General features: G+C 46.4%; 25 protein-coding genes. 2 read left to right on the plus strand and 23 right to left on the minus strand.

Annotation, left to right across the window (positions count from 1 at the left end; translation table 11 throughout):
- Positions 1-18: 18 nt before the first annotated feature.
- From V6984_RS15490 to V6984_RS15500, 3 genes are read right to left on the minus strand one after another with little or no spacing between them, the layout of a single operon-like run.
- Positions 19-1,716, minus strand: a complete 1,698-nt coding sequence (locus tag V6984_RS15490) for a glycoside hydrolase family 3 protein (protein WP_342756511.1) — start codon at positions 1,714-1,716, stop codon at positions 19-21.
- A gap of 11 nt (positions 1,717-1,727) precedes the next feature.
- Positions 1,728-2,699 carry a zinc-dependent alcohol dehydrogenase gene (locus V6984_RS15495; protein WP_342756512.1) on the minus strand — a complete coding sequence of 324 codons (972 nt, stop codon included), beginning with the start codon at positions 2,697-2,699 and terminating at the stop codon, positions 1,728-1,730.
- Between the two features lie 14 nt (positions 2,700-2,713).
- A complete protein-coding gene (locus V6984_RS15500; RefSeq protein WP_342756513.1) occupies positions 2,714-3,856 on the minus strand; it encodes a Gfo/Idh/MocA family oxidoreductase in 1,143 nt (380 codons plus the stop codon).
- Between the two features lie 256 nt (positions 3,857-4,112).
- On the opposite strand from V6984_RS15500, the gene V6984_RS15505 reads away from it, so the two are divergent.
- Positions 4,113-5,111 carry a LacI family DNA-binding transcriptional regulator gene (locus V6984_RS15505; protein WP_342756514.1) on the plus strand — a complete coding sequence of 333 codons (999 nt, stop codon included), beginning with the start codon at positions 4,113-4,115 and terminating at the stop codon, positions 5,109-5,111.
- A 76-nt stretch (positions 5,112-5,187) separates the two neighbouring features.
- On the opposite strand, the gene V6984_RS15510 is transcribed toward V6984_RS15505, so the two are convergent.
- The 19 genes from V6984_RS15510 to V6984_RS15600 form a co-directional block, all read right to left on the minus strand.
- On the minus strand, positions 5,188-6,708 hold the full coding sequence (locus tag V6984_RS15510) for an ASKHA domain-containing protein (RefSeq protein ID WP_342756515.1): 1,521 nt from the start codon (positions 6,706-6,708) through the stop codon (positions 5,188-5,190).
- Positions 6,680-6,853 (minus strand): DUF4250 domain-containing protein, encoded by a 174-nt coding sequence (locus V6984_RS15515; RefSeq protein ID WP_342756516.1) that lies wholly within the window; start codon positions 6,851-6,853, stop codon positions 6,680-6,682. Before V6984_RS15515 ends, V6984_RS15510 begins: the two co-directional genes overlap by 29 nt.
- Positions 6,854-7,248: 395 nt before the next feature.
- Positions 7,249-8,106, minus strand: coding sequence for a nitrogenase iron protein (nifH, locus tag V6984_RS15520; protein WP_342756517.1), 858 nt, complete (start codon positions 8,104-8,106; stop codon positions 7,249-7,251).
- A 12-nt stretch (positions 8,107-8,118) separates the two neighbouring features.
- Positions 8,119-8,904, minus strand: a complete 786-nt coding sequence (locus tag V6984_RS15525; protein WP_342756518.1) for an ABC transporter ATP-binding protein — start codon at positions 8,902-8,904, stop codon at positions 8,119-8,121.
- The gene (locus V6984_RS15530) at positions 8,901-9,941 is read right to left on the minus strand and encodes an ABC transporter permease (RefSeq protein WP_342756519.1); all 1,041 of its coding nucleotides are present in this window, start codon (positions 9,939-9,941) and stop codon (positions 8,901-8,903) included. The genes V6984_RS15525 and V6984_RS15530 overlap by 4 nt, the downstream gene beginning before the upstream one ends.
- Positions 9,942-9,971: 30 nt before the next feature.
- Positions 9,972-11,027 carry an ABC transporter substrate-binding protein gene (locus tag V6984_RS15535; protein ID WP_342756520.1) on the minus strand — a complete coding sequence of 352 codons (1,056 nt, stop codon included), beginning with the start codon at positions 11,025-11,027 and terminating at the stop codon, positions 9,972-9,974.
- Between the two features lie 17 nt (positions 11,028-11,044).
- Positions 11,045-12,367, minus strand: coding sequence for an O-acetylhomoserine aminocarboxypropyltransferase/cysteine synthase family protein (locus tag V6984_RS15540; RefSeq protein ID WP_342756521.1), 1,323 nt, complete (start codon positions 12,365-12,367; stop codon positions 11,045-11,047).
- A 105-nt stretch (positions 12,368-12,472) separates the two neighbouring features.
- Positions 12,473-13,348 (minus strand): radical SAM protein, encoded by an 876-nt coding sequence (locus V6984_RS15545; RefSeq protein ID WP_342756522.1) that lies wholly within the window; start codon positions 13,346-13,348, stop codon positions 12,473-12,475.
- Between the two features lie 4 nt (positions 13,349-13,352).
- Positions 13,353-13,682, minus strand: coding sequence for a NifB/NifX family molybdenum-iron cluster-binding protein (locus V6984_RS15550; protein WP_342756523.1), 330 nt, complete (start codon positions 13,680-13,682; stop codon positions 13,353-13,355).
- 12 nt (positions 13,683-13,694) lie between these two features.
- Positions 13,695-15,032, minus strand: coding sequence for a nitrogenase component 1 (locus V6984_RS15555; protein WP_342756524.1), 1,338 nt, complete (start codon positions 15,030-15,032; stop codon positions 13,695-13,697).
- The gene (locus V6984_RS15560; protein ID WP_342756525.1) at positions 15,029-16,504 is read right to left on the minus strand and encodes a nitrogenase component 1; all 1,476 of its coding nucleotides are present in this window, start codon (positions 16,502-16,504) and stop codon (positions 15,029-15,031) included. The genes V6984_RS15555 and V6984_RS15560 overlap by 4 nt, the downstream gene beginning before the upstream one ends.
- Before the next feature lie 25 nt (positions 16,505-16,529).
- The gene (locus tag V6984_RS15565; protein WP_342756526.1) at positions 16,530-17,021 is read right to left on the minus strand and encodes a GNAT family N-acetyltransferase; all 492 of its coding nucleotides are present in this window, start codon (positions 17,019-17,021) and stop codon (positions 16,530-16,532) included.
- Complete coding sequence (locus tag V6984_RS15570; protein ID WP_342756527.1) at positions 17,014-18,342, minus strand: O-acetylhomoserine aminocarboxypropyltransferase/cysteine synthase family protein; 1,329 nt, start codon at positions 18,340-18,342, stop codon at positions 17,014-17,016. Before V6984_RS15570 ends, V6984_RS15565 begins: the two co-directional genes overlap by 8 nt.
- A gap of 14 nt (positions 18,343-18,356) precedes the next feature.
- Positions 18,357-19,046, minus strand: coding sequence for an ABC transporter ATP-binding protein (locus V6984_RS15575; protein ID WP_342756528.1), 690 nt, complete (start codon positions 19,044-19,046; stop codon positions 18,357-18,359).
- 27 nt (positions 19,047-19,073) lie between these two features.
- Positions 19,074-20,294, minus strand: coding sequence for an ABC transporter permease (locus V6984_RS15580; protein WP_342756529.1), 1,221 nt, complete (start codon positions 20,292-20,294; stop codon positions 19,074-19,076).
- On the minus strand, positions 20,251-20,760 hold the full coding sequence (locus V6984_RS15585) for a DUF4418 family protein (RefSeq protein ID WP_342756530.1): 510 nt from the start codon (positions 20,758-20,760) through the stop codon (positions 20,251-20,253). The genes V6984_RS15580 and V6984_RS15585 overlap by 44 nt, the downstream gene beginning before the upstream one ends.
- A complete protein-coding gene (locus V6984_RS15590) occupies positions 20,753-21,664 on the minus strand; it encodes a cysteine synthase family protein (protein ID WP_342756531.1) in 912 nt (303 codons plus the stop codon). Before V6984_RS15590 ends, V6984_RS15585 begins: the two co-directional genes overlap by 8 nt.
- Positions 21,661-22,818 carry a PLP-dependent aspartate aminotransferase family protein gene (locus V6984_RS15595; protein ID WP_342756532.1) on the minus strand — a complete coding sequence of 386 codons (1,158 nt, stop codon included), beginning with the start codon at positions 22,816-22,818 and terminating at the stop codon, positions 21,661-21,663. Before V6984_RS15595 ends, V6984_RS15590 begins: the two co-directional genes overlap by 4 nt.
- A gap of 32 nt (positions 22,819-22,850) precedes the next feature.
- Positions 22,851-23,783 (minus strand): MetQ/NlpA family ABC transporter substrate-binding protein, encoded by a 933-nt coding sequence (locus V6984_RS15600; RefSeq protein WP_342756533.1) that lies wholly within the window; start codon positions 23,781-23,783, stop codon positions 22,851-22,853.
- A 408-nt stretch (positions 23,784-24,191) separates the two neighbouring features.
- Between V6984_RS15600 and V6984_RS15605 the strand changes: the two genes are divergently transcribed.
- Positions 24,192-25,472: an IS110 family transposase gene (locus V6984_RS15605; RefSeq protein ID WP_342756534.1), complete on the plus strand. Its 1,281-nt coding sequence runs from the start codon at positions 24,192-24,194 to the stop codon at positions 25,470-25,472.
- 135 nt (positions 25,473-25,607) lie between these two features.
- Here V6984_RS15605 and V6984_RS15610 read toward each other — a convergent pair whose 3' ends face one another.
- Positions 25,608-26,318, minus strand: a complete 711-nt coding sequence (locus tag V6984_RS15610; RefSeq protein ID WP_342756535.1) for a methionine ABC transporter permease — start codon at positions 26,316-26,318, stop codon at positions 25,608-25,610.
- Positions 26,319-26,326: the final 8 nt, after the last annotated feature.

Raw genomic sequence — 26,326 nt, forward strand, 5'->3', positions numbered from 1 at the left:
TAATATGTACCGGAAGTATCACAGTTTAGCATCCCATTTTCCGCAAAAAGGATCTATCGGGCTTTTTCCGCAAAATTCACTTTTTCCTGCCAGTTTTTCTATTAGTGCTTTAAGGACATGGTCATTTCCAGAATAACAATTAATATATGTCTTCACCCTTGGGAAATCCAAAAGATGATACGGATTTTCCAGCGATACAAACACCGTAGGCACATCATTAAGATACAGTCCGCAATCAGCTCCCATCGGTTGCTTCCACTCAATTCTGACGACCGTCTGATTACTTTTTGTTGCAAGATTTGCAATATAAAGCATCAAATCATAACTTTGAATGACTTCTTCATAGCATGTTGTAAATCCCTCTCCGTATTCCTGCGGAACAAAATCATCCACAAGGAATCCTTCCGAAAGCAACATCTCTTTTATTCTCCTGCTTGCCGGATTCACTTTATAAATCGAAGTGCCCTCCCCGGATGGCTCAACAGAATAGAGTAAAATTCTCGGATATTTCTCCGGTGTGATCGGTAATACACCGTTTTCCTCTTTTACAAGCGTAATCGCCTGATCGGCACATTCTTTTGCCCATTCCTGATGAAGATTACATCCAATGATTTTCTTTGCCTTCTCTTCATCCAATTCTTCTGCTTTTTTATGAAGTCCCAGACTTGCTTTCATTGCAAGGATTCGAGTCACGGCTTCATCCAGACGCTTTGACGTAATGATTCCTTTTTTTATACCGTCAAGCATGAACCTGTAATCTTCCTTTAGATTTCTTGCAAATAAAAACATATCACATCCTCTTGCAATACTCTCCGGCACAGCTCTTCGTCTTCCCATGGCCAGCATGTAACCCGCCATTGTCGTGGCATCTGTACATATCAAACCATTAAATCCCAGTATATCCCTCAACAGTCCCTGCAACAGCTCCGGACTCAAAGTTCCCGGCATTATTTCTTCTTCCCGGATGTGAGGATTTAATCTGCGGGTCCAGGCCGGCTGCATAATATGTCCGACCATAATCGATTTCACACCCTCAGCTATTGCAGACTTATAAATACTTCCATAGGTCTGCATCCATGTATCGCAATCGCAATCATTAATAGAAGTAACCAAATGCTGATCTCTTTCGTCCTGTCCGTCTCCCGGAAAATGCTTTGCGGCCGCTGCCATCCCCAGTTTCTGAATCTTACGAATATAAGCGTTTCCCATGGCCTTCACCCGTTCGGGGTCGGAGCCGAAGGTACGTGTATTTGTGATAGGATTTCGAAAATTATTATCGATATCTACAATTGGGGCAAATGCCCAGTTCGCACCTACCGCAGCCGCTTCTCTCCCGCATACCTCGGCCATTTTCGATGCCATTTCCACATCGTCTGTTGCCGCGATTTCCATAGGCGCTCCTACGCAGGTTCCTTCTTCTACAATCCCATTCCCTCCTTTCTCAATATTTGCAGCGATCAGGGGCGGAACTTTACACCCCTTCCTTAAAGTCTCACTTGTCCAGATTGCATCATGTACCGGCATTACACGATACATAAAACCGCCCGGCTTCAAAATATTATTTACATAATCTACCGTTTCTTGGTTTCCTTTTTTTATCAATACGCAAAATAGTTGTCCTGCCTTTTCCTCCGTCGTCATATGTGAAAGAGTATCCTCTACCCAGACAATCGCATCGTCATCAAGATAAAACGGGTTTGATTTTAAATCTATCATTTATCTTACCCTCATTTCTTCTGCGGCAAAACGATCCCCTTCATAAAGTCTGCCGGCTTTTGATTCAATGTTTCAAATGCCTTTTGAATTTCATCCAACGAAAATTCGTGTGTAATGATTTCTTCATTCTTGAAAATACCTTTGTTGATCATATTGACTGCTCTTTCAAAATCATCTTTTTCATTCTCCGAAAACGGCGGATGAGCAGCGATAATCTGCAATCCCCGATCGACCGCTTTACGAAAATCAAATTCCTTACATACGTCATGGTGGCTGCTCATCAACACGAGCCTGCTTCCTCGTCCTGCCTTTAACATGTCCTGTGCCGAATTGAGTAAAGCGGGTACTCCGGTTCCTTCTATCACAAAGTCTGCCATATGTCCCTTCGTAATTTCTTTTATCTTTTCCACAACATTTTCTGTCTTACTGTTAATCGTATGGGTCGCTCCAAAATTTTTAGCCATGGCAAGCTTCTCATCATCAATATCCACAGCGATCAAGCCTGCCAGAAGATTACCGGCCATCCCTTGTATGCACCACATTCCCATCGGCCCGCAGCCTTGCACGACACCATAATCACCAAATTCCGGTTTTGTGGCACGTATAACGGTAACAATGCACTTCTGGGGTTCTCCCATTGCATACCGAGGATCGATATGATCCTCCAGCTTTTCACATACCAGTTCGCTCGTTACTCTGTATTCGGCAAAGCCGCCAAAGCCCCGGTCCAACGCACTGACCTTATCTCCGATCTTAAGCTTTGAACATCCCGGACCGAGGGCAACCACCTCTCCGGAAAATTCATGTCCCAGCTTATGCGGATACCCTTGGAAATTCAATTCTCCACGGAAGAATCCAACCTCCCAATTACATAATCCGCATCCCGTAATTTTCAGAAGGACTTGTCCCGGACCCGGTTCTTCATCCACCTCAAAAATATCAAACTTGTATGGTTCTATAAGCATTGCTCGGCGAAACTTCATCGCAATCTCCTCCTTTACTCTTTCTCAAATAAATAAAATGGCTCCAATGGTTCAAATGAAGTCTGCATTTCGTAACTCTTTTTCGTTCTAGATGATTCTTCTACGCCATGCATTGTTTCAAGGACATTCAGCGCCAATTCCCCGCTGACATCCGGTCTTTTCCCTTTGCGGATCGCTCTGGCAATAGATGCAGGGCCAATACCGCGGCTATTCGTCAAATATCCAGGATCCACCGCAATTTCTTTTTCCGGCTCCGTTCCTTTTTTTATATAAATCACCTTTCCCGGCTCCGGTGTAAACGGCGAGGATGCAACTCCGCCATAAGTATTTGGATCCGGTATTACTATATACCCGTTATCCCCATATACGATCATCTGCGGCAATCTCGATTCCCAATACGGAAACGGGACATCCCAGGTTGTAGTAATATTTGCCATAACCTGATTCGGATAATGGACTATGATGTTCTCAAACGTATTGACATCACAAGGAAAATCTGTGTTATAGAGAGGCGAGGCTTCACTTTTTACCTTACGCGTTTCACTAATTCTTTTTCCGGTTCCATAAACTTCCAAAGCGGGGCCAAATAATGCTGCAAGCGTTGTAAAATAATATGGCCCCATATCATAGAGCGGTCCGCCGCCGGCCTGATAAAAAAACGCCAGATTCGGATGAAAGCTTTCCGGGCCTCTGCCAAGCATAAATCCGTAAGCAGCAATCGGCTTCCCAATCTGCCCCTCATCTATCAACCGCTTGCAAGTCTGGAAGCCTGCCCCCAAATAAGTATCCGGTGCACAAGCCAGCACTAATGCTTTTTCTTTTGCAAGTGCAATCAATTCTTTTCCCTGTTTTACTTCCGTTGCAAGCGGTTTTTCCGTATATACATGTTTACCCGCAAGCAATGCTTTTTTCGCCACTTCATAATGTGCGCTTGGAATCGTAAGGTTAACAATCAGCTCGATCTCCGGGTGTAATAGAACATCATCCATTGATAATGCCTGTATTCCATAAGCATCCGCTAACGCCTCTGCCGCTTCAAGTTTTATATCTGCGCAGGCAACTACATCCAGATAATCGGAAAATACAGAAGTCATATTTGTCATATAAACTTTGCTGATCATACCGCATCCAATTACTCCAACCTTTACTTTATTCATTTTTCTTCCTTTATTTAATGAAATTTTTCATATTTAACACATTCTAAAAATATGTCATTTGCTTATCATATTCCATATATACATTTTTTTCAATTGGCGTTTTTTCCTAATTTTATTCGATAAACTTATGCATTACATTTATGAAATTTTTCATATATAAAATATATTTTCATGTATTTTTCATATGTTATTTTCAATTGAATTGTGTTAAAATACATTTATATTTTCAAAACTTACACTCATGGAGGTAAGATATATGCCAAATATCCGGTTGTCGGACGTAGCCAATGCAGCGAATGTCTCACTCGCAACGGTTTCCCGTGTCATGAACAGCAGCGGCTATGTAGCCGACGGCGTGAAAGCACACGTCGAAAATGTAGCCTCTGAGCTGGGATATATACATCCCGTCAAAAATCGAAAAAAGACATCCCAGAATGTCATTGGCGTAATTTCCAACTATAATTCCCTAAGTCCATATTTTCCGACTTTATATCATCACATTCAGAAAGCAGCCATTTTGCATGGATATTATTGTGTAGAAGTCACCGCGGAAAGCCTAGACGATGACGCATTGGCATTTCATGCTACGGAGCTTCTTAAGATGGAGGTTTCTGCTTTGATTATTATGGGGTATCTTTCAGATTCTCTTAATCAGAAGTGTCGCCAAATCCTAAATAACAGCTCGGTACCGGTCGTTTTTCTCGAGCGGACTGCAGACTGTCAGGGATTTCACCGGATTTTTGTCGATAATTCCCTTGGAACTTATGAGGCGACCAAATATTTACTGGAACAGGGACATACTCATTTGTTATATCTTGCATATGGCAAGAAAGCAAACGAAGAAAGGAAGCGTCTGTTCGGTTTTTCCCGTGCTATTGATACTTATAAGAAGATGAGCATCCACAAGACGATCATTACCACAAGGGAGATATCGCCGCGTTCAGGCTCTGCCGGTGTTTTGAAAGCCCTTCAGGAAGATCCCGGAATTACGGCTATTGTCGCATGGAATGATATTTTAGCTTCCGGCGCGGAGAATGCTTTGCTTAGCATCGGGAAAAAAATCCCGGAAGACATAGAATTGATCGGCTGCGATAATATTCTGGCACCATATTTACCTGTCCCAATTCCGAGCATAGCGATGCCTCTGGCAGAAATTGCCTCAGCAGCTCTCGAAATCATTGATAAAAGCTTGAAAGCGAAGCAGAAACCATCTCCCCGGACATTAACGCTTGAGCCTACTTTATCATTAAAATAGAAAAGGACTAGCTAAAACCACTGTATATCAGCAGTTTTAGCTAGTCCCGTCTCACCTTGCGTATTACATTATCCTTCTACCTGTAAAGATCAACAAAATTCATATATTTTATATATATTTTATCAAAATTCTCCTGAGCCGCGAGATTAAATACTTCGCAATTCTCTACGATATCGTCCAGCTCTGCCGCTTCTTTGATATCCCTTACCATTTTTCTTGCCGCCTTCTCCGCTCCGGCGAGGGAAGTGTTCCCTGCCACCTCTATTTTATCCTTAAGTTCCGGAGGAATCAGGCCCACACGCACTGCCGCCTCCTTATCCAGATAGAAGCCGAAACCTCCCGCAAGGTATACCTTTTCTATCGGCCCGTAGTCCGGCATGGAAACGGAAAACCTTTCCTCCAGGAAATGTACTCCTGCCCGCACCGCTGCCTTTGCCATTTGTATATCGCGAATATCCTTCTGTGTCACAAAAATGCCGTTCACCTCGATGCCGGACTCGAAATACGGCTCCTGAAGAAGCCCGGTCTCATCGATGAGTCCTTCCTTTAATAAGCGGGAAATCGCCCCGATCCTCTCCGGCCCCGTCGTATTCCCTTCGCCCTCTCCTTCAAATGCCGGCCCTGCTGCCGCTGCAGTACACAAAATGCGGCCGCCGCTTCCAATCGCCATCTCTGCGTTCGTTCCCAAATCTAGGAATATCCATGTTTCCTGCATCTTATGAAGATTGCAGGCATATATGCCCGCCACGATGTCTCCGCCCACAAATGCAGAGATTCCCGGCAGAAGCGCTCCATGAACTCCTTCGAAGTCAAAGGGGGTAAAGGCAATACTCACCGGCGTAAAGGGACTTCTACCCAAGGTATCCGTCGAATATCCCATAAATAAATGCCCCATAGTCGTATTGCAGGCAATAACCATCCATTCAGGTTTACATAACTTTTCATCCCCGGCACTTTGAAAAAACTGACCCATTCCCTTATTTATCGCTTCTCTCACCAGCTCCTGAAGACGCAGTGCCTTCCCGCCGCTGCCGGCCCTGATACGCTCCACCACATCGGTACCATAGCTTCTTTGGGGATTCAGGCATGTATAAGTATCGCATACCCGCCCGGAAACAGCCTCTAACAGCCTCATGGCGATCGTAGTGGTTCCTATATCCACAGCGATGACCGTACTGCCCGCCTCCAAACCTTCGTAATATTCTCCTGCAGCCTCTCTTCCCGCAACTTCGATATTGCCCACGGTGCTTTCCGTCAACACCTTGATTTTTTCCTCACTCTTAAAAAAAGGCTGGATCACACAGTCTTTCACCGGCTTTGCCATACAAGAGAGCCGATACCCCTCCCGCAGCTTATCGGGCTCTATCCGGCCCCTTTCCGTCTGGGTAGGAAACGGGGCATAGCCGATAAACCGCACCATACACCTGCCGCAGGTTCCCATCCCACTGCAAAGGGGCGGCAATTCGATTTCGCTCTCCCGCAAGGTGTCCAACACCGTTCGCCCCACCGTATGAAGCAGGTACATTTCCTTCTCCGGTTTTTTTGTTTGAACCGTAATCGTTATCTGTTCAGACAAATTGGTTTCTCTCCTTATCATAATGATATTCTATGGACTTCAATTTTTCTTCCAGCTCACACTTGTCTACATCGAGGTCTTCACACAGCGTGTCCAGGTCCCTATAAAAATCCCGCAGCTTCATATTCACATAACTGACTAACATTACCGGATCGTTCGGTATCATTTTATTTACACCACCATTATTTACTGTTTTATGTATACCAGTGTAATTCTAATCCTGTCCACTGTCAATTCAATTTCCCCTCTCTCAGGAGGTAACTTTCTATGAAGATTAGAGTGCCAAAAGTCCTTTCTGTCAACTTTATTAGGCAATAGGACCAAAACAGAAAGAACGACTACGCCTATGAAAATATTTAGAAGTTCTTTCTCTGTATATTTGTGCCATAGCAGAAGACAAAACTGTTTGGGCGCAGGAGTCTTTCTGTTTTGGGCCTATTGCCTGATGCAGCCCGCAAAGTGACTTTTGACACCTCCATCCTACGAATCAAAAAACGACTGCTTGCAGACAACGATATAATCGCCTGCAAACAGTCACCTCACTATTAAATATGATAATCTTTAAATATGATAATCTTCAATGGCATCCATAAGCCCGTGCTCCATAAGAATCTCCTCCAAACGCTCCTGAGACATCGGTTTGGGAATCGTGAACATCGTATTTTCATCGATCGCCTTCGCAAGAGCGCGATACTCCTGCGCCTGCTTTACCTCAGGACTGTATTCGATCACTGTCTTCCGGTGAATCTCCGCACGCTGCACCACATTGTCGCGGGGGACAAAATATATGAGCTGAGTACCGAGCTCCTCGGCAAAAGCCTTAAGCAACTCCAGCTCTCTGTCCACGTTACGGCTGTTGCAGATGATTCCGCCGATGCGCACCCCGCCGGTTCTCGCATACTTTGCGATTCCCTTGGAAATATTGTTGGCAGCATAGAGCGCCATCATTTCGCCGCTGGCCACGATGTAAATCTCCTTTGCCTTTCCCTCTCTGATCGGCATCGCGAAACCGCCGCACACTACATCTCCCAGAACGTCATAAAAAACATAATCCAAATCGTCCGTATATGCGCCCAGCCTCTCCAGCAAACCTATGGATGTAATGATTCCTCGGCCGGCACATCCGACTCCGGGTTCAGGCCCGCCGGATTCCACGCATTTCGTTCCATGGAATCCTATGCGCATGATATTGGAAAGCTCCGTAGAATCCCCACTCGTGCGCAAGGTATCAAGCACCGTCTTCTGCGCAAGTCCGCCCAGAAGCAGTCTGGTAGAATCGGCTTTCGGATCGCAGCCTACTACCATAACGTTCTTCCCGCTTTCTGCAAGACCTGCCGTTAAATTCTGTGTGGTGGTTGATTTTCCGATGCCACCCTTGCCGTAAATGGCAATCTGTCTTAGTTGTTTTTTTTCTGACATGACATAATCTCCTTAAATTGTATATTCTGGTTGTTGTATTTCACTGACCAGATGCAGCTTTTCAAGAATACTGTTTCTCAGAGCCGTAAAATCCGTGCCGCTCCGCTGCCTCGGTCTTGACAGCGAAATATTCAAAACTTCGCTTATCCTGCCGGGTCTGGGCGACATGATAACAACTCTGTCACTCAGATAAAGCGCCTCATCCACATCGTGTGTTACCAAAATCATCGTGGTATCGTTCTCCCGCCAGAGCTCCAGAAGCTTATCTTGTAAATCTGCCCTCGTAAAAGCATCCAAAGCTCCCATCGGCTCATCCAAAAGAAGTGCCACCGGATGATTGATCAGCGCCCGGGCAATGGCCACACGCTGTGCCATTCCTCCCGAAATTTGATGGGGATAGGTCTTTTCAAAGCCGTTAAGCCCGATCAGTTTTATGTACTCCGCGATTTCATCCTTCCTCTGCTTATACACCCCTCTCGCCTTTAAGCCGGAGGCAATGTTTTTTTCCACCGTCAGCCACGGGAACAGACTGCTTTGCTGGAACACATACCCTCTAGTTGGATCGGGACCCCCGACTTCTTCTCCGTTCAGCCTGATTTCCCCCGATTCCTGCACATCCAGACCCGCCAAAAGCCGTAAAAGAGTGGTCTTGCCGCAGCCTGAGGGACCGATGATGGATATAAATTCTCCCCTATTAATAGAAAGGTTTATATTTTTAAGCGCTTCCACCGTGTTGTCATTGGCATCCACATAGGTACGGTCCACCGCTTCAATTTCAAAAAGAATATCCCTGCTCATTTCACCAGCCCCCTCTGCCACCGCAAAACGCGGCTCTGTATTGCTCCGATCATCTTCATGATAGCGGAAAACAAAACTGCCATAACGATAATTGCCGCAAACACCTTGTAATATGCCGACCAAACCTTAGAGGCGTTGATATAATAGCCCAGCCCTCCCGGCTGCCCCAGCATCTCGGACATGACGAGCGTTGTAAACGCAAAGCCGTTGGCTGAGGATATGCCGGTAAAAATCTGAGGCATCGCATGAGGTATTGCCACATGGAGGACAAGATACGGCGTCTTCGCACCTAAGGTCTGCGCTACTTCAAAATTAATCTTAGGTGTGCTGGCAATACCCTGTGCTGTCAAAAACGCTACCGGAAACCACGCGCATATAACGATCAAAAAAGTTGCCGCCCAGAAAGGTGTGGGAAGAAGCGTCAAGGCAAAGGGCATCCATGCCACCGCCGGAATGACTCCGGTAATTTTCAGGACAGGGTATACCCAATAATAGACTTTCGGAAACCAGCCGATCAGAATCCCTGTTCCTACGCCAAAAGCCACGCCCAGCGTGAAGCCCACGGTAAAAAGCCGCAAAGAATACAGCGTATTCTGAAAAATATAGTCTCCCTCCATCAGAAAGGATTCTATAATTCTCGAAGGTCCGGGGAAGAACGGCTGAGGCAAAAGCAAAAGTTTCGTTCCCAGGATATCCCATAATGCCAACGCGAGGCCTATGACAAAGCGGAACGGCACCCGGCTCAAGAACTGTTTCCTTCGCTCCTCCCCCCAAAAAGAATAAACCGCCGCCGCTCCATAGATGAGTATCAGTGCTGCCAAAACAAAACGATACGCCTCATCGGCTGTAATGGAAAGAGAAGAACCAAGCGGATACGTGCTGATCTGCGCTTCCGCAGTCTGCTTAAAAAATAAACTGACAAGTATCGCTATGAAAAATCCCAAAAGCGAAATAGCAGACAACCCGATATATGATGCTATGTCCGGAATATAAGAGCTATTCGAAAGGCGCGTCGCTCGTTGTTTTAATATGCTCACCTTTTTTCCTCCAAATAAGCTTATAAATGCTTAATCCACATCTACCTTCTGGAAGATTTCCGCAGCAAATGCATCCGGATCTTCCGTCTTTAAGTATCCGATATTTTTAAGTTCCGTTACAAAATACTTCACATCCTCTTCTATCTTGGCAGTTCCATTTGCTCTGTCCTCTGTGGAGGGATAAGTATAGCTTACGATAAGCTCCTGTGCCAGTTCCTTATCATCAATAGCTGAATACTTCTTATCTGAAATAATATCTACCGCCTCCTTAGGATTCTTCGCGATCCAGTCCTGCGCTTTCCTGTAGGCTTTTAGCAATGCCGCGATTTCGTCAGGTTTTTCCTCGAGCACCTTAGAAGATGCATAGAGGAAGCAGCAATACTTTCCGGCAAAAACAGGATCTGTGGAAAGGTCAAACACTACCCGGTATTCCCCGCTCTTCTCTGCAATAGAACCCAGCGGATCCCAGAGAGCCGCTACATCTATCTCTCCGGTCTTTACCGCTTCTAACTCCAGATTACCGTCGGAGAATGGCAGAAAGGTCACATCACCATCTTGCGGATCCGCAGAAATTCCTGCTTTTTCCAGCCATACGCTGGCAACCTGATGAGGAGTTCCTCCGATTTCGTCAACGCCGATTTTCTTTCCGGCGAAGTCCTCCACAGTCTGTATGGGAGAGTCATTAGGAACCACGAATTTAATACATCCGTAATGAAGTCCGTCGACTACCTTCACCTTCACCCCTTCCTCGATGGAGGGAAAGAACTGGAAGTCCCCGTTTACTATCGGAATCGTTCCGTTATTGAGCCCGATTTTCCGCGTTTCGGTATCGGCGGAAATCAGATTTACATCGAAGCCCTCCTCCGCAAAAAAGCCTTTCTCATAGGCAATATAAATCGGTGCACCGCAAAGTGCTCCATCCTTGCCGGGAATGTCTATCTTCCCATATTTGTATTCCGTCTTTGCCGTTTCGGCAGATGCGGACGTTTCCGCCACCGCCGCCTCCTTTGCTCCGCAAGCGGTAAGTCCCAGCGCACCGGCTAAAATAATGGAAGCAACAACACTACTTTTCTTTCCTATCGTCATATCTTTTCCCTCCCAATCTAGTTTATGGAAAATGCTTTTTGGAACGCCTGCTCCAAATCAGCAATCAAATCGTCAGAATCCTCTAATCCCGCTGAAATGCGGATCAGATTTTCCGGTATGTCGGCAGCCGCCTTCTCCTTCTCATCAAGTTCCCCATGAGTGGTCTGCGGGGAATTAACGATCAACGATCTGGCATCGCCAATATTCACATGGTAATGAAACAGCTCTATCGCATTCAAAAAGACTTCCTTCTGCTTCTCATTTCCTTTGAAACCAAAGGAGAAAAGTCCTCCTGCGCCCTTTTCAAAGTCCCGCTTATAAAGCTGATGATAAGGACTTTCCTCCAGGGCGGGATACCTTACCCACTCTACTCCTTCGTGGGAGGACAAGTATAATGCCAGCTTATGCGCGTTCTCCGACTGCTTGGAAAGGCGCTCCGAGAGCGTTTCCAGGCCGACGATGGAAAGATACGCATCGAAGGGGGAAAGCGCCGCCCCGAAATAATTCAGGTAATTAAACCGTATTCTGGAGGTAAAGGGCGCTTCCGGAAATACCTCCGGAAAGCTTCTGTATGTACCGCTCTCATCTCTAAGGGTATAATATTTTTCAGAAAATTGCGGAAACTTTTCCGTTTTATAATCGAATGTCCCGCTTTCCAGAATAAGGCCTGCAATGAGATTTCCATGTCCGCTAAGGCCCTTGGTAGCGGAGTATACAACAATATCTGCGCCATGTGAAAAAGGATGATACAGATACGGAGTCGCCACCGTATTATCCACCACTACCGGAATACCGTGTTCGTGCGCCACCTTGGATATGGCATCAAGGTCAAGCAGTACCGTATTCGGATTACTGATGCTCTCGATATAGATAGCCTTTGTATCGGGCCCTATTTCTTCTCCCAATTTCTCCGGATGCTCCAGATTCTTAGCGATATCGAAGTGAATACCAAATTTGGGGTAAATTTTCTTAAAGCTGTCGGCACTGCCTCCATATAAGAAGGGAGAAGTCAGTATTCTTCCGCCCCCCTCGGCAAGGTTAAGCAGCGTGTAACTGATAGCCGCCATCCCCGAAGCCACGCCGATGGCTGCAGCAGCTCCTTCCAGCACCCGCACCCTCTCCTCCAGCACTGCTACCGTAGGATTTCCTACACGGGTATATAGGAATCCCTGTTCTTTAAAGCTGAATAAGTTTTTCGCATTCTCCACATCTCGAAAGTCATAAGACGCAGTCTGGTAAATAGGCGGCGACACCGCATATTTGTGATCCTTTGGCTCATATCCCGCTCTGACCTTCTGGGTGTCAAACCGGTACGGGGCCTTTTTCGTTTCCTCTGACATAACATTTCTCCTTTTCTTTTTAAAGTGCTGCAACAGTCCGGGATACTACACTCACATTCCATATGCCACCACCCCCTTTCCTGAAATGCGTCCTATGATCATTTCTCAACCGTGAGAAAATGTGTTTTCCTGCACAACGGGCCTTATATAAATCAGCTTGGAGAAATCTTCCCCGCCGGGTATGCCCGCCGCATCGGCGCGGCATCTTTGGCAATGACGGAATACATTGATATATTGTTCCGCCCTGCCTCTGACCTCACTAAGCAGTCTGCAATCAGGAGCCGAACACCAATTCAACTCGTGCTGGGGAATGAGCGGAATGATATTGTAGATTTTTGCACCCGCTTCCGAAACCGTTTTAGCTACCGTTTCCACGTGGTCCGCATTGATTTCCGGTATCAGCACCGTATTCACCTTCACCGTGACTCCGGCATCCGAAACGGCCTTAATACCGTTTAGCTGATTACGGATCAATATTTCCGCCGCCTCCAATCCTTCATATCTTTTTCCTTTATATGTGATTCCCTCGCAAATCTGTGCCTGAATCGCCGGATCCACCGCATTGACCGTAACGGTGAGGGAATCGATTCCTACGTCGATAATATCCTGTTGATATTCCGGCAGGAGAAGCCCATTGGTACTCATACACTTGATAATGTTGGGGAATTCCTTTTTAATCAACCGGAAGGTTTCCAGTGCATATGGGGTAGCCAGGGTATCCCCGGGACCTGCCACTCCTGCCACCGTAATGTCAGGACATAGCTCTACCGCCTTTCGTACCACCTCTACGGCTTCTTCGGGGGTAATGATCGTTGCTGCCACTCCTGGACGGACATCCACATCATTAATCTTCCTGTCGCAGAAACGGCAAAGAATGTTACACCCCGGAGAAACCGGAAGGTGTACTCTGCCTTTATTTACTTTTGCACCCACCGCAAAGCAGGGATGCGCTGCAGCTAATTCCTCGAAGCTCTTTGCCATATTCTCACCTCTCTTCCAACAAACCTTCTTTTAAAAGCCTATCTGAAATTTCTTTCACGGGACCGTATGCCTCAAACACCCGTTTCCCATGGCTTATCATAAATGCAGCGGCCCCCTGACCGATTTTCACGACGAAAATGGCATCGCAGTCGTTAAGTGCCTTCAGCAAATGTTCGAAACCACCCTCGCAGTTGCCTCGGCAATAGCTTTCTGTGCGGCGGGCTTCTACGAATTCACATGCTTCCTCCTTTAAGTCAAAAATCTGAAAATAGCGGGCACTTCCAAAATGCTGATCCACCCAAGTGCCGTCAGTACTGGCAAAAGCAATTCTCAACTTTCTTCCTCCTTACCGATACGTTGACAGTACCCTGTCATAAATATCTTCAATGACTCTGAGACCGCCGGAGAAACCTGCGTAATTTGTCGTAAGCACAAGCCGGTAGGGCGTAGGCACTGCTGCAGACAGAAAATCATAGTCCTTTTCCTTCGCAAGCTCCTTATCCCATCCGCTTCCTATGATCAAGCCTCTTCCCTGATGGCTGAGGGCGCGTATCGCATCCTGAACCTTACCTGCATCCGGTTCGAAGGTGAGCGGAATCTCACGTTTCTCCGAAGTACTTCTAAGCTCCGTCACTATCTGTTCCTTGAACTTTTCGGGTGTGTTATCCGTAATAAACTGCTCCTTAGGAACAATACCGACCTCATGGAGCAAGAATTTGGAAAGTCCCACCACATATCCTGCATCGTGCAGAATATGTACATGGTTCGGAAGTCCATAGCGGAATTCCAACAGGAAAGTAGCAAGATTATCAATTTCCTCATAATAGGCCTCTCTCTCCTTCTTTATGAATTCCTCCGCCGTCTCCTCGTCTATCTGGCTCCCCTGCCCCTTTGCGAAGTCAATGACCTGGCGCAGAAAACGCTCCGTTTCATTGGCCCCTATCGGTACGTTTGGAAAGCGCGTAAAGGGCTGTTCATATATATCTTCCAAATGCTCTACAATGGGAAGTCCGTACCAGGGCGACACGAGAATGTTGAAATTCGCTCTGGGAATCCTCTTCCATTCCTCCACCCCCTCAGACTGCGGTCCGAAAAGAATATGTACCTTTAATCCGATTCCCTCCAAAAGCCTCTTATATTCTCTCAAATTCCCCTTCCAGAAAGGGTCCTGGTAGGGAAGGGAAGCAAAAAGATTTACTGTATTTTTCTCGCTGCGCGCCGGATTCTCATCCTCAAATTTACTGACATACTGGTCGAGGATCGCGTTCACTACAAGGCTGTGTGATTCAAAATTACTGCATTTGAATCCTGCCGTTTCCACGGATACGATAGGCTTCCCCAAATCCCTGAATTCATCTGCCAGAGATTCCACATCGTCGCCTACAATACCGGCCGTACATCCTGTCAGAATCACCTGCAAGTCGGTATCCAGCACCTTATACGTATTGGATACGATTTCCCTTAAGCGTTCCATCCCCCCGAATACAACCTCTTTCTCGCTGAAATTCGTACACGGAGAAGTATTTCCTCCCGCATAACCCGTGGAGCGCTCGAAAAACCCCTGTATCATATTGCCGCAGCCGGGACCGGAATGAAGAATCGGCACGGCCTTTGGAATAGCTACCACACTTTGCAGTGCGCCGATGGCGCAGGTATAACGTTCCTGTTCGATGATTCCGCTCACTGCACATTACCTCCTTCTAAAAAAGTATACGGTTCCTGCTGCAGCCACCATTTCGTATAGGGATTGATGGCATGCTTCTCAAGATTCTTAACAAACTCGTTATTTTCTAATGTTTCTACGATGCGCTCTCCGTAGCGCACGATTCCTTCATAACCCATGCTGTAATGTTCATCTCCGACAAGCAGTGACGGAATTCCCAGCTTCGCTCCCCAAAGTGTCATACCTCCGTGCCTTGCCAGCAAGACATCCGGCTGTAAGCGGTTCAGCATATTTACCAGTTCAAATTCCTGCTTATTACATATGTTGAAATTGGGAACATCGCCATAATCTTTTACCCGCTGCGCCAGCAAATCGCCTTCCTCGCTGCCGCTGTCATAAAGAGGGTCATGGTGGAAGATAGCAGCTCCTTTTGCCTTCATTCCCAGCTCGCCCAGCAAGGACAAAAGCGCATGGCCATGAGCTGCTCCAGCCGTCACATAAGCTGATTTTCCTTTCAGCTTCTGCCGCAGTTCTTCTATTCTGGGAAGGTATTCCTCTTTTTTGTCAGCGATCAGCCGCTGCGCTTCTTCCTCTTTATGAAGGATTTTTCCAAGTTCTCTGAACCAGCGGTCCGTTTGGGCTATGCCGTAAGGCGGAGCCGTCTTAATCTCCGGGACGCCGAATTCCTGCTCCAGAGCAGCTCCCAGATAGGAACCCAAGGTCGGACAAATTTGAATGGTTGCCGCAGCTTCGGAGGCTCTGGATAAGTCCTCTACAGTGGAATAGGGAGTGATATACCGGGGTTTTACCCCGAAGGCTTCAAACCAGTCTTTAAAAATATCGGAACCCCAGAAATTGATGACGTTCACGATATCATCTCTCTTTTCTCTGGCAGGTTTTATGAGCTTTCTCGCAATGCCGTGATAGCTGGCGTCAAAGCCGGTAGTCCATACCTTGGAACGGAAGCCTTCACAGAAAATAGCTACCACAGGAACACCCAGCTCCTCCTCAGCCTCATTGCACACGCTTTCCACGTCATCGCCGATGATTCCGGCAGCGCAGGTAGTCAATACGAACACAGCGTTAGGGTGCGTTCTTTCATAAACCTCCCGGATACCTTCAGCTAATTTCTGTCCCCCTCCGTAAACGGTATCCGTTTCCTGAAGATTGGTGGAAAAAACCTTGCGCTGTGTCGGATTCTCAACACCGCGAAGGGGAGAATTCACCCTATAAGTAAATGCGAACTCATGAAAGCAGGATGAGCAGCCTACCGGCCCATGGCTGATAACAGCCGCATCCTGAACTAAAATAACCATACATGCCGCCTGCGATGTGGAGCATCCAAGACACTGGGAAAAAGATCTGCTTTTATCCCTTAGTCCGCACCGGGAGCTTTTTACCAGTTCCTCTGCGCCCCCCTGAAAGCCCGTAATGGAACCCAGGCGTATTTCCCTGATCGATACCTCCGGTATCTGTAAATCTATGTTTCCCATAGCATCCTCCTAATTTAATGATTTTTTATACTCCGGCAAACCGCGAAAGCCTATCCCCGCTCATGCGAAATACCCGCCTGTCGTCCAGTACATGTGCTCCAAGGTTTTTATAAAATTCAATAGCCGGGGCATTTTTATCCAAACATAGCCAGTCGAGTCTTTCACACCGGCGTTCTACTGCCGTTCGGGCCAGATAGCGGAGCATTTCTTTTCCGAAGCCTTGCTTTCTGTACTTCTCTCTGACATACAAGTCTTCCAGATACACCCCCGCCTTCCCGAGAAAGGTAGAATAATTATAGAAATACAATGCAAACGCGACCGGTTCCTCTTTCAGCCATCCGATGATTATTTCCGCCTGTGTTTTTTCAAATAGCGATTTTCTTATATCTTCGACCGTTGCAGTAATTTCATGGTCGAGTCCCTCGAAAACTGCCAGCTCGCGAATCATAGACATAATCAATCCGGCATCCTTTTCTTCTCCGGCCCGAATCATAAACCCGGTTTTGTAATCATTCATTTTCTTCATCCTCAACTGCTGTTCCCAGTTCAAACGCCACTATAAACGCCTGTTCCAAGTCCGCAATCAAATCCGCAGCACTTTCAAGTCCCAAAGACAAGCGAATAGTTTCGGAGCCTAGTCCGACAAGCTCCCTTTGCTCCTGCGTCAGCTCCACATGAGTCGTTTCCGCCGGATTGATAATGAGCGAACGCGCATCGCCGATGTTGGCCTGATATCCGAATATCTTGGTAGATGCCAGAAATTTTCTTTTCTGTTCATCTGTTCCCCGGAAACCAAAGGATAAAACGGAGCCTGCACCTTTGGGAAAATAACGATCTGCCAGTATTTTGTATGGATTTCCTTCGGCATAAGGATAGCGGACCCAGCTCACATATTCCGTTTTCTCCAGATATTGTAAAACGGCCCTGGTATTTGACACCTGTTTATCCACTCTTTCCGAAATAGTCTCCAGACCCAGCAAGACAAGATAGGCATCAAAAGGACTAAGTGCAGCACCAAGATAATTCAGATGCACCGCCCGCAGCCTTCCGGTAAATGGAATATCGGGAAAGACTTGAAGAATGCTCCTCTCCTTCCCCTGACCATCCCGCAAAAACCATAGAGGCTTCTCAAAATGTGGAAAGTTGCCGTTATCATAATTGAATTTGCCGCTTTCTACCACAACTCCGGCAATTACATTTCCATGGCCGGAAAATGCTTTTGTTGCTGAATAAACTACTATGTCCGCTCCATAAGTAAAAGGATTGAACAAATAAGGCGTTGCGAGGGTATTATCTACTATTAGTGGAATTTTGTGAGAATGAGCTATTTGCGCTATCACTTCAAAATCTGGAATCGTCGCAAAGGGATTGGTCAGACTTTCAATGAAAATCGCCTTCGTATCCGGCGTCAGCTTTTTGCGGAATTCCTCCGTATCATCGGGGTTTTCCACAATGTCGATTTGTATTCCCAGATCCGGCAGCAGATGTCCGAAGCTGTCAACGGTTCCTCCGTAAAGTCGGGCTGTTGTTAAAATGTGCCCTCCCTTTCCTGCCACATTTAAAAGCGTATAGGAGACGGCGGCCATTCCGGAGGCGAGTGCGATCGCCCCTGCCGCACCATGCAGCGCCGCTATGCGTTTCTCCAAGACATCCACCGTCGGATTAGAAAGCCTCGTGTAGATAGGATCCTCCTCCGAAAAAGAAAATAACCGGTCGGCACGGTAACTGTCTCCAAGCGTAAAAGCCGCAGTCTGATAAATCGGTACGGATACCGCATTGTTATGCTGTGATGCTTCATATCCCGCCTGAACCTTCAATGTATCGAATTCAAAACTCATGTCTTCTCCTCCTCTTATCCAACTAAGCTGCCATCTATCGTGCGCTCAGTCAGCCTTCCCTCTTCCATGACAAAGGTGCGGTTCCCATATTCTAAAGCCTCCAGATCATGAGTTACCATTACAACTGCCGTTCCTGTTTCCGCAATCTCTTTAAACAGCTTCATGATTTCTGCAGCAGTGCGTACATCCAGATCGCTGGTCGGTTCATCGGCGATCACATAGTCCGGCTGGTTGATCAGCGCTCTTGCTATTGCAATTCGCTTTACTTCTCCTCCTGAGAGATGCTTAGGATAGGTATCCGCCAAATGAGAAATTCCCGTCCGTTCCAACAGAAAACGAGCTTCCTTTTCCGGGCTCCCCTCTCTTTTGGACAAATAGAAGGGTACTCTTACGTTATCCAGCACATTAAGGCTCGCCAGCGTGCTCTGTCCCTGAGATATGTATCCTATTTTCGAATTCCGGTAAGCACTGGCCGCTTTGTCTTGCAGATCCCCTACATTCAACCCATCTATCTCTATGCTTCCCTCGGTAGGGGTCAGCAGGCAGGCCAGCATGTTGATCAGGGTACTTTTCCCGCTGCCGGAGCGGCCGACAATATTGACGAAATCTCCCCGACAAACGGTAAAGCTTACATGATTTACCGCCCGGAATATTTTCCGGCCTCTCGTATACTCTTTTGTAAGCGATTTTACCTCTAATGCCATACCAGCAGTCCCTCCTTTCTTTTTCAGCTACCCGCCCTCCCTGATAGAGGCGTATACCTCTGCCCGGCTTCCTTTTACCGCCGCATATGCCGCCGCAAGCGGTCCTGCAGCAAAGGACAGAAGAAGGCTCATTCCTAACAGGCGAAGCGTTATGGCCGCATTCGGGAGCAAATATGGCAGCCCCAGCCTTTCTCTCGTATAAGTACTGAACGGAAACAGGATGAGAACGGCGGCTGCCGTTCCAAGCAATCCTCCCATTACGCTTATAGTAAAAGCCTCCATAAGCACAATCCCGCATATTTTTCCTCTCGTCGCCCCCACCGACCGTAAGAGAGCCAGCTCTTTTTTCCTTCCATTTGTTATTGCCAGGAACATCGCTGCCAGAAGAAATACCGCTAACAGCCAGAGCAGAAGGGTAATCGCATGGATAAAGGTTAGAAGAACATCCATGTTATTTGCAGTGGAGGCAAATACATTTTGCGATTTCACTATGCTGATTCCCGAAATCTGCCGGCGTATATTCGTGGTAACTTCATCTGCGTCGTAACCCTCTTTTATTTTTACAAGTACGGTAGAAACCGAGCGGTCCACATCCGTACCATAAACATCCACACTTAGATTCATACCTGCGGCTCTTGCCCCTGCAACCAGCATTTTTATGGTATTCATATTGGCATATACCGAATAATCCATACCGGTTGAGGTCTTTTCAAGCTGAGCCACGACCTGATAGGTGTCGTCAAAAAACTGCAGGGTTCCTGTATCATTCAAAACAATATCGCTGCCCGCAATGATCTGTCCGTCTCCTATTTGCTCCCGGTATACCTTGGCAATCCACGGCTGTATAACAAAGTCCGTATCGGGATCGAAGCCTATCACCTGAACGGGTACGGAGCAGCATGCCGCCGCAAGGGTCGAAATAAAAAATTGTGAGGAAACCTTATCGATTCCTTCAACTTTTTCTATCTGCTCTTCTATCGATTGATCGAAATAAAATTTTTCCGGCTCTCCTGACAAGAGGATTCCTTCATAATCCGCTTCATGATCCAGCGGAACTACTGCCAGATCAGCTCCCAGACGCTCCTTTAAGCTTCCCAGCCCATTTCTTAGGCTCTGAGACATCAGGGAGCCTCCGAAGGTGGTAAATGAAAGAAGCATTACGATAAAAATGAGACAGGCTGTTCGAAAGGGATTTCTTTGCAGATTATGAACGGACAGCCTTATCGTCGTCAGCGGTTTGCTTTTCATGATCTTTTGTCCCTTTCTTATTCATACGATTCAGGTAAACCCCATTGATTATGGCTATCGCTATGAGAAGCCCGCTCAAAACGGAAAGTGCAGGCAACGACAGCGCACGGCAGGTCATACGGGTGCTGCCGCATACACCTATTAGAACCGTAGGTAACAATAGCGCCAGAATCCCGTTAAGTAAAACTGCAGCAGTTAAGCCGAGCCGTATCCGGACACTGTCTGTCAAAGCAGCAAAAAGGCCTGATAGTGAAATCAAAATACCTGCCCCGAGCTCAGCCCGTGCGGTCCAAAAGCATTTCATCGTCTCTTCAGAATATTCATGTACTCCGCAAACCGGAAAAATAGTCTGTGGTCCCAATGCGATAAGAAGGCCTATTACAATAGTTAGTATTCCAAACACTACTCTGTTCCTCATAACAATAATCGTTCCTTTCTCATAGCCTGCGAACTTTATACTAATCATAGATATGCTTGCCGAAATAACGGTCTCCTCTGTCCGGAAAGATTACAACGATTTTTCCGGAGGGCACTTCTTTCGCCAGTTTTCTTGCCGCCGCCAGCGCCGCTCCTGATGAGGAGCCGGCAAAAATACCTTCGTATCTGGCTATATTCTTAACCTCCGCAAAAGCCTCGGCGTCGTTTATTTTAATTACTTTATCCACAAGGCTCATATCCATCGTATCGGCGATAAAATCATTGCCGATTCCCTCGATCTCATAATTCGCGTGCTCGCCTCCTCCAATCGTAGACCCTTCAGGATCCGCCAGTACGCCTTTTACTCCGGGGTTGCGTTCCTTTAGGTATTTCAGGATTCCCGAAAAGGTGCCTCCGCTTCCCGCACCTGCAATGACATAATCGATATCTCCGTCCAAATCCGCATAAATCTCCGGTCCGGTAGTTTCATAGTGAGCCTGAGGATTGCTTGCGTTCTTAAATTGCTCAAGGGTTACCGAATTCGGAATCTCTGCGCGAAGCTCATCCGCCCGTTTAATGGCTCCTGCCATTCCATCATCCAACGGCGTATTTATAATCTCCGCTCCCAGCGCCCGTAACAAGGTCTGTTTTTCCTGTGAAAACTTTTCCGGAACGGTAAAAATCAGCCGGTAGCCCTGATTGAGAGCTGCAAATGCGATGCCGATTCCGGTATTTCCGGCAGTAGCCTCGATAATTGTATCGCCGGGCTTAAGTACATTCCGCTTTCTGGCGTCCTCGATCATATATTTTCCGATTCTGTCCTTAACGCTTCCTGCGGGATTATAAAGCTCCAGTTTCGCATAAACCTGAAACTCGTCGGGAAATCCCAGATTCTTCAATCCGACTAGCGGAGTATGACCGATCAATTCCTGCATGGAGTGGTATAAACTCATAATTTTGCCCTCTCTATGGCGACTTGTAAATCCCGGCTTAAGTCCTTGACATTTTCAATGCCTACGGAAAGCCGGATAAGGCCGTCCGTTATCCCAACCTTTTCCCTGATTTCCTTTGGAATCGAAGCGTGGGTCATGCTTGCCGGATGGCAGACAAGGGACTCTACACCGCCCAGACTTTCCGCCAGTGCGATGATTTTCAGCTCTTCAAAAAATTTACGGATATCATAGTCCTCATGAAGCTCGAAGGAAATCATGGCTCCACCGCTTTTGGCCTGCCTCTTGTTGATCTCATAGCCCTGTGCATCGGGAAGCCCCGGGTAATATACCGCCTTTACCGCCTTATGCTCTCTTAAGAACCTCGCCAGTTCTACGGCATTTCTCACATGACGGTCCATTCGGACGCTCAAAGTCTTGATGCTTCGAATTAACAGGAAGGAATCAAAGGGCTGTAACACTCCGCCCGTGGCGTTTTGTACGAAGTGGAGCCGTTCAGCCAGCTCTTTTGTCTTAACTACGGCCAGGCCTGCGATCAAATCGCTGTGCCCTCCCAGATACTTTGTTGCCGAATGGAGGACAATATCCGCTCCATGCTCTAAGGGGCGCTGAAGGTACGGCGTCATAAAGGTATTGTCTACGATGAGCAGCGCTCCTTTTCTTTTTGCTATTTTGGCTATGGCGGAAATATCCGTTACTGTCAGAAGAGGATTGGCCGGGCTTTCGATTAAGACAGCTTTTACCTCAGGGGTGAGCGCTTCCTCAAACGCATCCAGATCGGTGGTGTCCGCAATGGCATACTGAAAGCCGAACCGTTGAAATATTTTATCGAGTACGCGGAAGGTACCCCCGTAGACATTGCTGGATATCACTATCTTATCGCCGCTTTGAAAAAGACTGAGCACTGCGGTGGTAGCCGCCATGCCGGAGGCGAAAGCAAAGCCTGCTCTTCCGCCTTCCAGCTCAGCGATAAGAGATTCCAGCGCCTCTCTGGTAGGATTGCCCGTGCGGGAATATTCATATCCTCTGTTTTTACCCAATCCGTCCTGCATATAGGTGGATGTCTGATATACCGGAGTGTTTACTGCGCCGGTGCGCTCATCTCCATATATCCCGCCGTGAACCAGGGCGGATTCGATATATTCATAATTCTTCAAAATTTTGCCTCCTTTTTTATCTGTTTATTTTCCTATTTAAGGGTGGCAGGTATTACAGCTCCTTCATATTTTTCTTCTATGAACTTTCTCGTGTCTTCCGACTGAAGTTCTTTTACAAGTGCAATAATCGCCGGGTTATCCTTATCCTCCGCCCTTACCGCGATAATATTTGCATAGGGGCTGTCGCTGCCTTCAGAAAACAGCTTCGTGGAGGTTATTTTTGCTTCTAAAGCTTTATTGGTATTGGTAATAAAAAAGTCATAGTCCGCTTTGGTTGGTATAATTTGAGCGGAATCCAGCTCGACGATTTCCAGAGGGCGAATGTATTCCTCGATATCAGTCAGGGAGGCGCTTAATGTAGTAGCGGTTTCCTCATCGAGCTTGATAAAACCATTCTGCTCCAAAATACGCAGGGCACGGTATTCATTAGTTCCGTCGTTAGGAATTGCAACGACCGCATCATCGGGAATTTCTTCTGTACTCGTATACTTATCCGAATATGCCGTGATGGGCTCCACATGAATATCCCCCGCATTGACTAAATCAAAACCGTTGGTCGTGTTCCACTCCTCCAAATACGGATAGTGCTGGAAGTAGTTAAAGTCGACTTCTCCCTTTGCCGTTTTCTCATTAGTTGTAGCGTCTGCTGATGTAGCTACGAGCTCAACGATAATACCTTGCTCCGCAAGTTTAGGCGTTACATATTCGATAATCTCCGAATGAGGTACAAGATCTGCAATGCCTGTAATCGTTACAGTTTCATCTGTCCCGGCAGCGTCATCGGCGGTTTCGGATGCGGCTGTGTCTTCGGTGGATTCTGCCTGATCCGTGCTTTCGGCAGCCGTGGATTCTGTGACAGGAGCTTCTGTCTGTGCCGTTTTATCTGCTTGCGCTCCGCAGCCCGTAAGAACTCCTAACGAAAGAATTGCTGTGGTTAGTAAGGGTAATAGAGTTGATTTTTTCATGTTGTTTTCTCCTCGTATTATAAGTTTATAGACCTCAATCATAGAGGCTATAGACTTATTTTTTATGATATAGGTATTAGATGAATTGTTGGTCATCTTGTTATACCTACATTGTTAATAAGTTGCTTTATAGTCATGGTCCCAGATGTTACAATTAAGTTCACAAGAACTGTAGCTGTGGTCACTGCTTTAATTCTCCAGCAAAACATTTTGTTATTGCCAAGAAAGCTTGCAGCCCTAATGCTACGCTAAGACTTATTACACAAATGCTGCATCCTGGTATCTAGCCACCAGCAGGGTATTTCTTACCGGAGAATGCTAATAACGCGAGGGTTAGGGTGGCGTAGTGATCTGGGACAAGCCATGATTACATTCTTTTTATTCTGCTATGAAAGGTGGTGACTATCCGTGAAAGAAAAAATCGATTACCTCTCAACGCTTTTTGTTGGGATTGATATTGCATCCCGTATTCATGTTATTTCTGCACTTGATTTTAATCAGGAGTTCTTCATAAAAATGAAATCTATTGAAAATACTCAAGAAGGTGCAGCTCTTCTTGAAAGTCTAATTGTTGATGTCCTTACTGCAAATCATCAGTTCAAATTCGTTGTAATCGGCATGGAATCAACAGGATTTTATGGAGTTCATCTGGCCAATTACCTTTCAGCCAGCGATCTATTAGCTCCATTTTCCGTCCGTGTTTATTGCCTCAATCCAAAGGAAGTGAAGAATTACAAAAAGTCCTTCAACGACATTGGAAAAAATGATGGCATAGATTCCTTTGTTATTGCTGATTTTGCCCGTGTTGGCCGTATCAGCATCAAGCCTTGGCGTGGTTCCCAATATCTCGCCTTACAACGCCTTACCAGACATCGTATGCACATCACTGAATGTATTGCCAGAGAGAAAACATATATGTTAAATAACATTTTTCTGAAGTTCAGTGAGTATGCCTTATTACGCAATGGAGAGCATCCTTTTTCAAATAAATATGGTGCTACAGCCGAGGCTATTCTTACAGAGTTCACAACAAATGAGGACATAGTAAATACCTCTATTGAAGACCTTGTTGTATTCATTAGCTCTAAAAGTAAAGGTCGCATCGCAGATCCGGAAGAAACAGCTAAGATAATACAGGCTGCAGCTCGTAATTCATACAGGCTTGATAAATGCCTATATGAGCCACTTACGATATCAATTGCCTCCTCATTTAACTGCATCAGCTCTTTTGAGAAGGAATTAAAAGCAATTGATAAAGCAATCCTTCAAACTGTGCAAGGGTTAAATCCCGAGGAATATACAGTGCTTAATTCCATCCCTGGAATTGGCAAGGTTTACTCTGCCGGAATTCTTGCTGAAATAGGTTCTGTTAAAGTTTTTCAAAGTGCTGACTCACTCGCAAAATACTGCGGTATCGTTTGGAATGATAATGATTCAGGCGATTTTGAATCAGAAGACAAACATATGAGTAAGGCTGGCAACCGTTACCTTCGGTATTACATCATTGAAGCAACTGGAAGTGTTATAAGACACTGTCCTGAGTATGAACACTTCTATCATAAGAAATATGCTGAAACAAGAAACCATCAGCACAAACGTGCACTCGCGTTGACTTCCCGTAAATTTATACGTCTGCTCTATGGTCTGCTGGACAAGAGCCAACTCTACTCTCCGGAAAAGAGTAGGTAATTCATATCTCATTCTAAATCTACGTTTTTGTTATGAAAGCCGTAGGTCTATTAAAGTTACCCTTCTGTACGAAAAACAAATCAAAATACTTCTTGACTATTTACCAAATTGCTTTTTATATGTTTGATTGTTAAGTTACAATAAATTCCTCTTTTTCAGTATTCTTCTTGAAGTAAAATCTCCCAGAAACTGCACGAGCTGGACGAGAATGATCAATATGTATACCGCGGCAAAGAGTACATCGTGCTGAAAGCGCTGATAACCGAAGCGAACAGCGATATCTCCTATTCCTCCTGCACCGAACATTCCGGCCAAAGCTGTCATGGATATTACTCCGATTACTGCTACCGTAAAGCCCCGGATAAGGGAAGGAACCGTTTCGGGAAGGAGTATCCGGAAGATAATCTGCAGATTCGTGCTTCCGATGGATTTGGCTGCTTCTACTTTGCCTTTGGAGATTTCCAGCAGGCTGCTTTCTACGATGCGGGCATACATGGGAATACAGCTTGCCGCTATGGCTATAATACAGGCATTAGTTCCATAGGATTTGCCGAAAAACAGGCGCGCAACGGGTATCATTAATATGATCATAATCATCTGCGGCAAAGAGCGAAGGCAATTGATCAGCCAGCCCGAACCGGTGTAAAGACTAGTCATTGGTACTAAGCCGTTGGGATTCGTAACTGTCAGCATGATCCCCAGAAGCAATCCCAAGACAAGCATGATAGCTGAAGAAAGTACCGTCATGTAAAGTGTTTCGAAAATGGATGGTGTGATCCGTTCCCATACCTCCGGCGCAAACGAACCTTTTATTACCTCCCAAAGAGGCGTATCCAATAAACTCATGCTGCCAC

Origin of the sequence: Kineothrix sp. IPX-CK (genome assembly GCF_039134705.1) — a bacterium.
GTDB classification, from domain to species: domain Bacteria; phylum Bacillota; class Clostridia; order Lachnospirales; family Lachnospiraceae; genus Kineothrix; species Kineothrix sedimenti.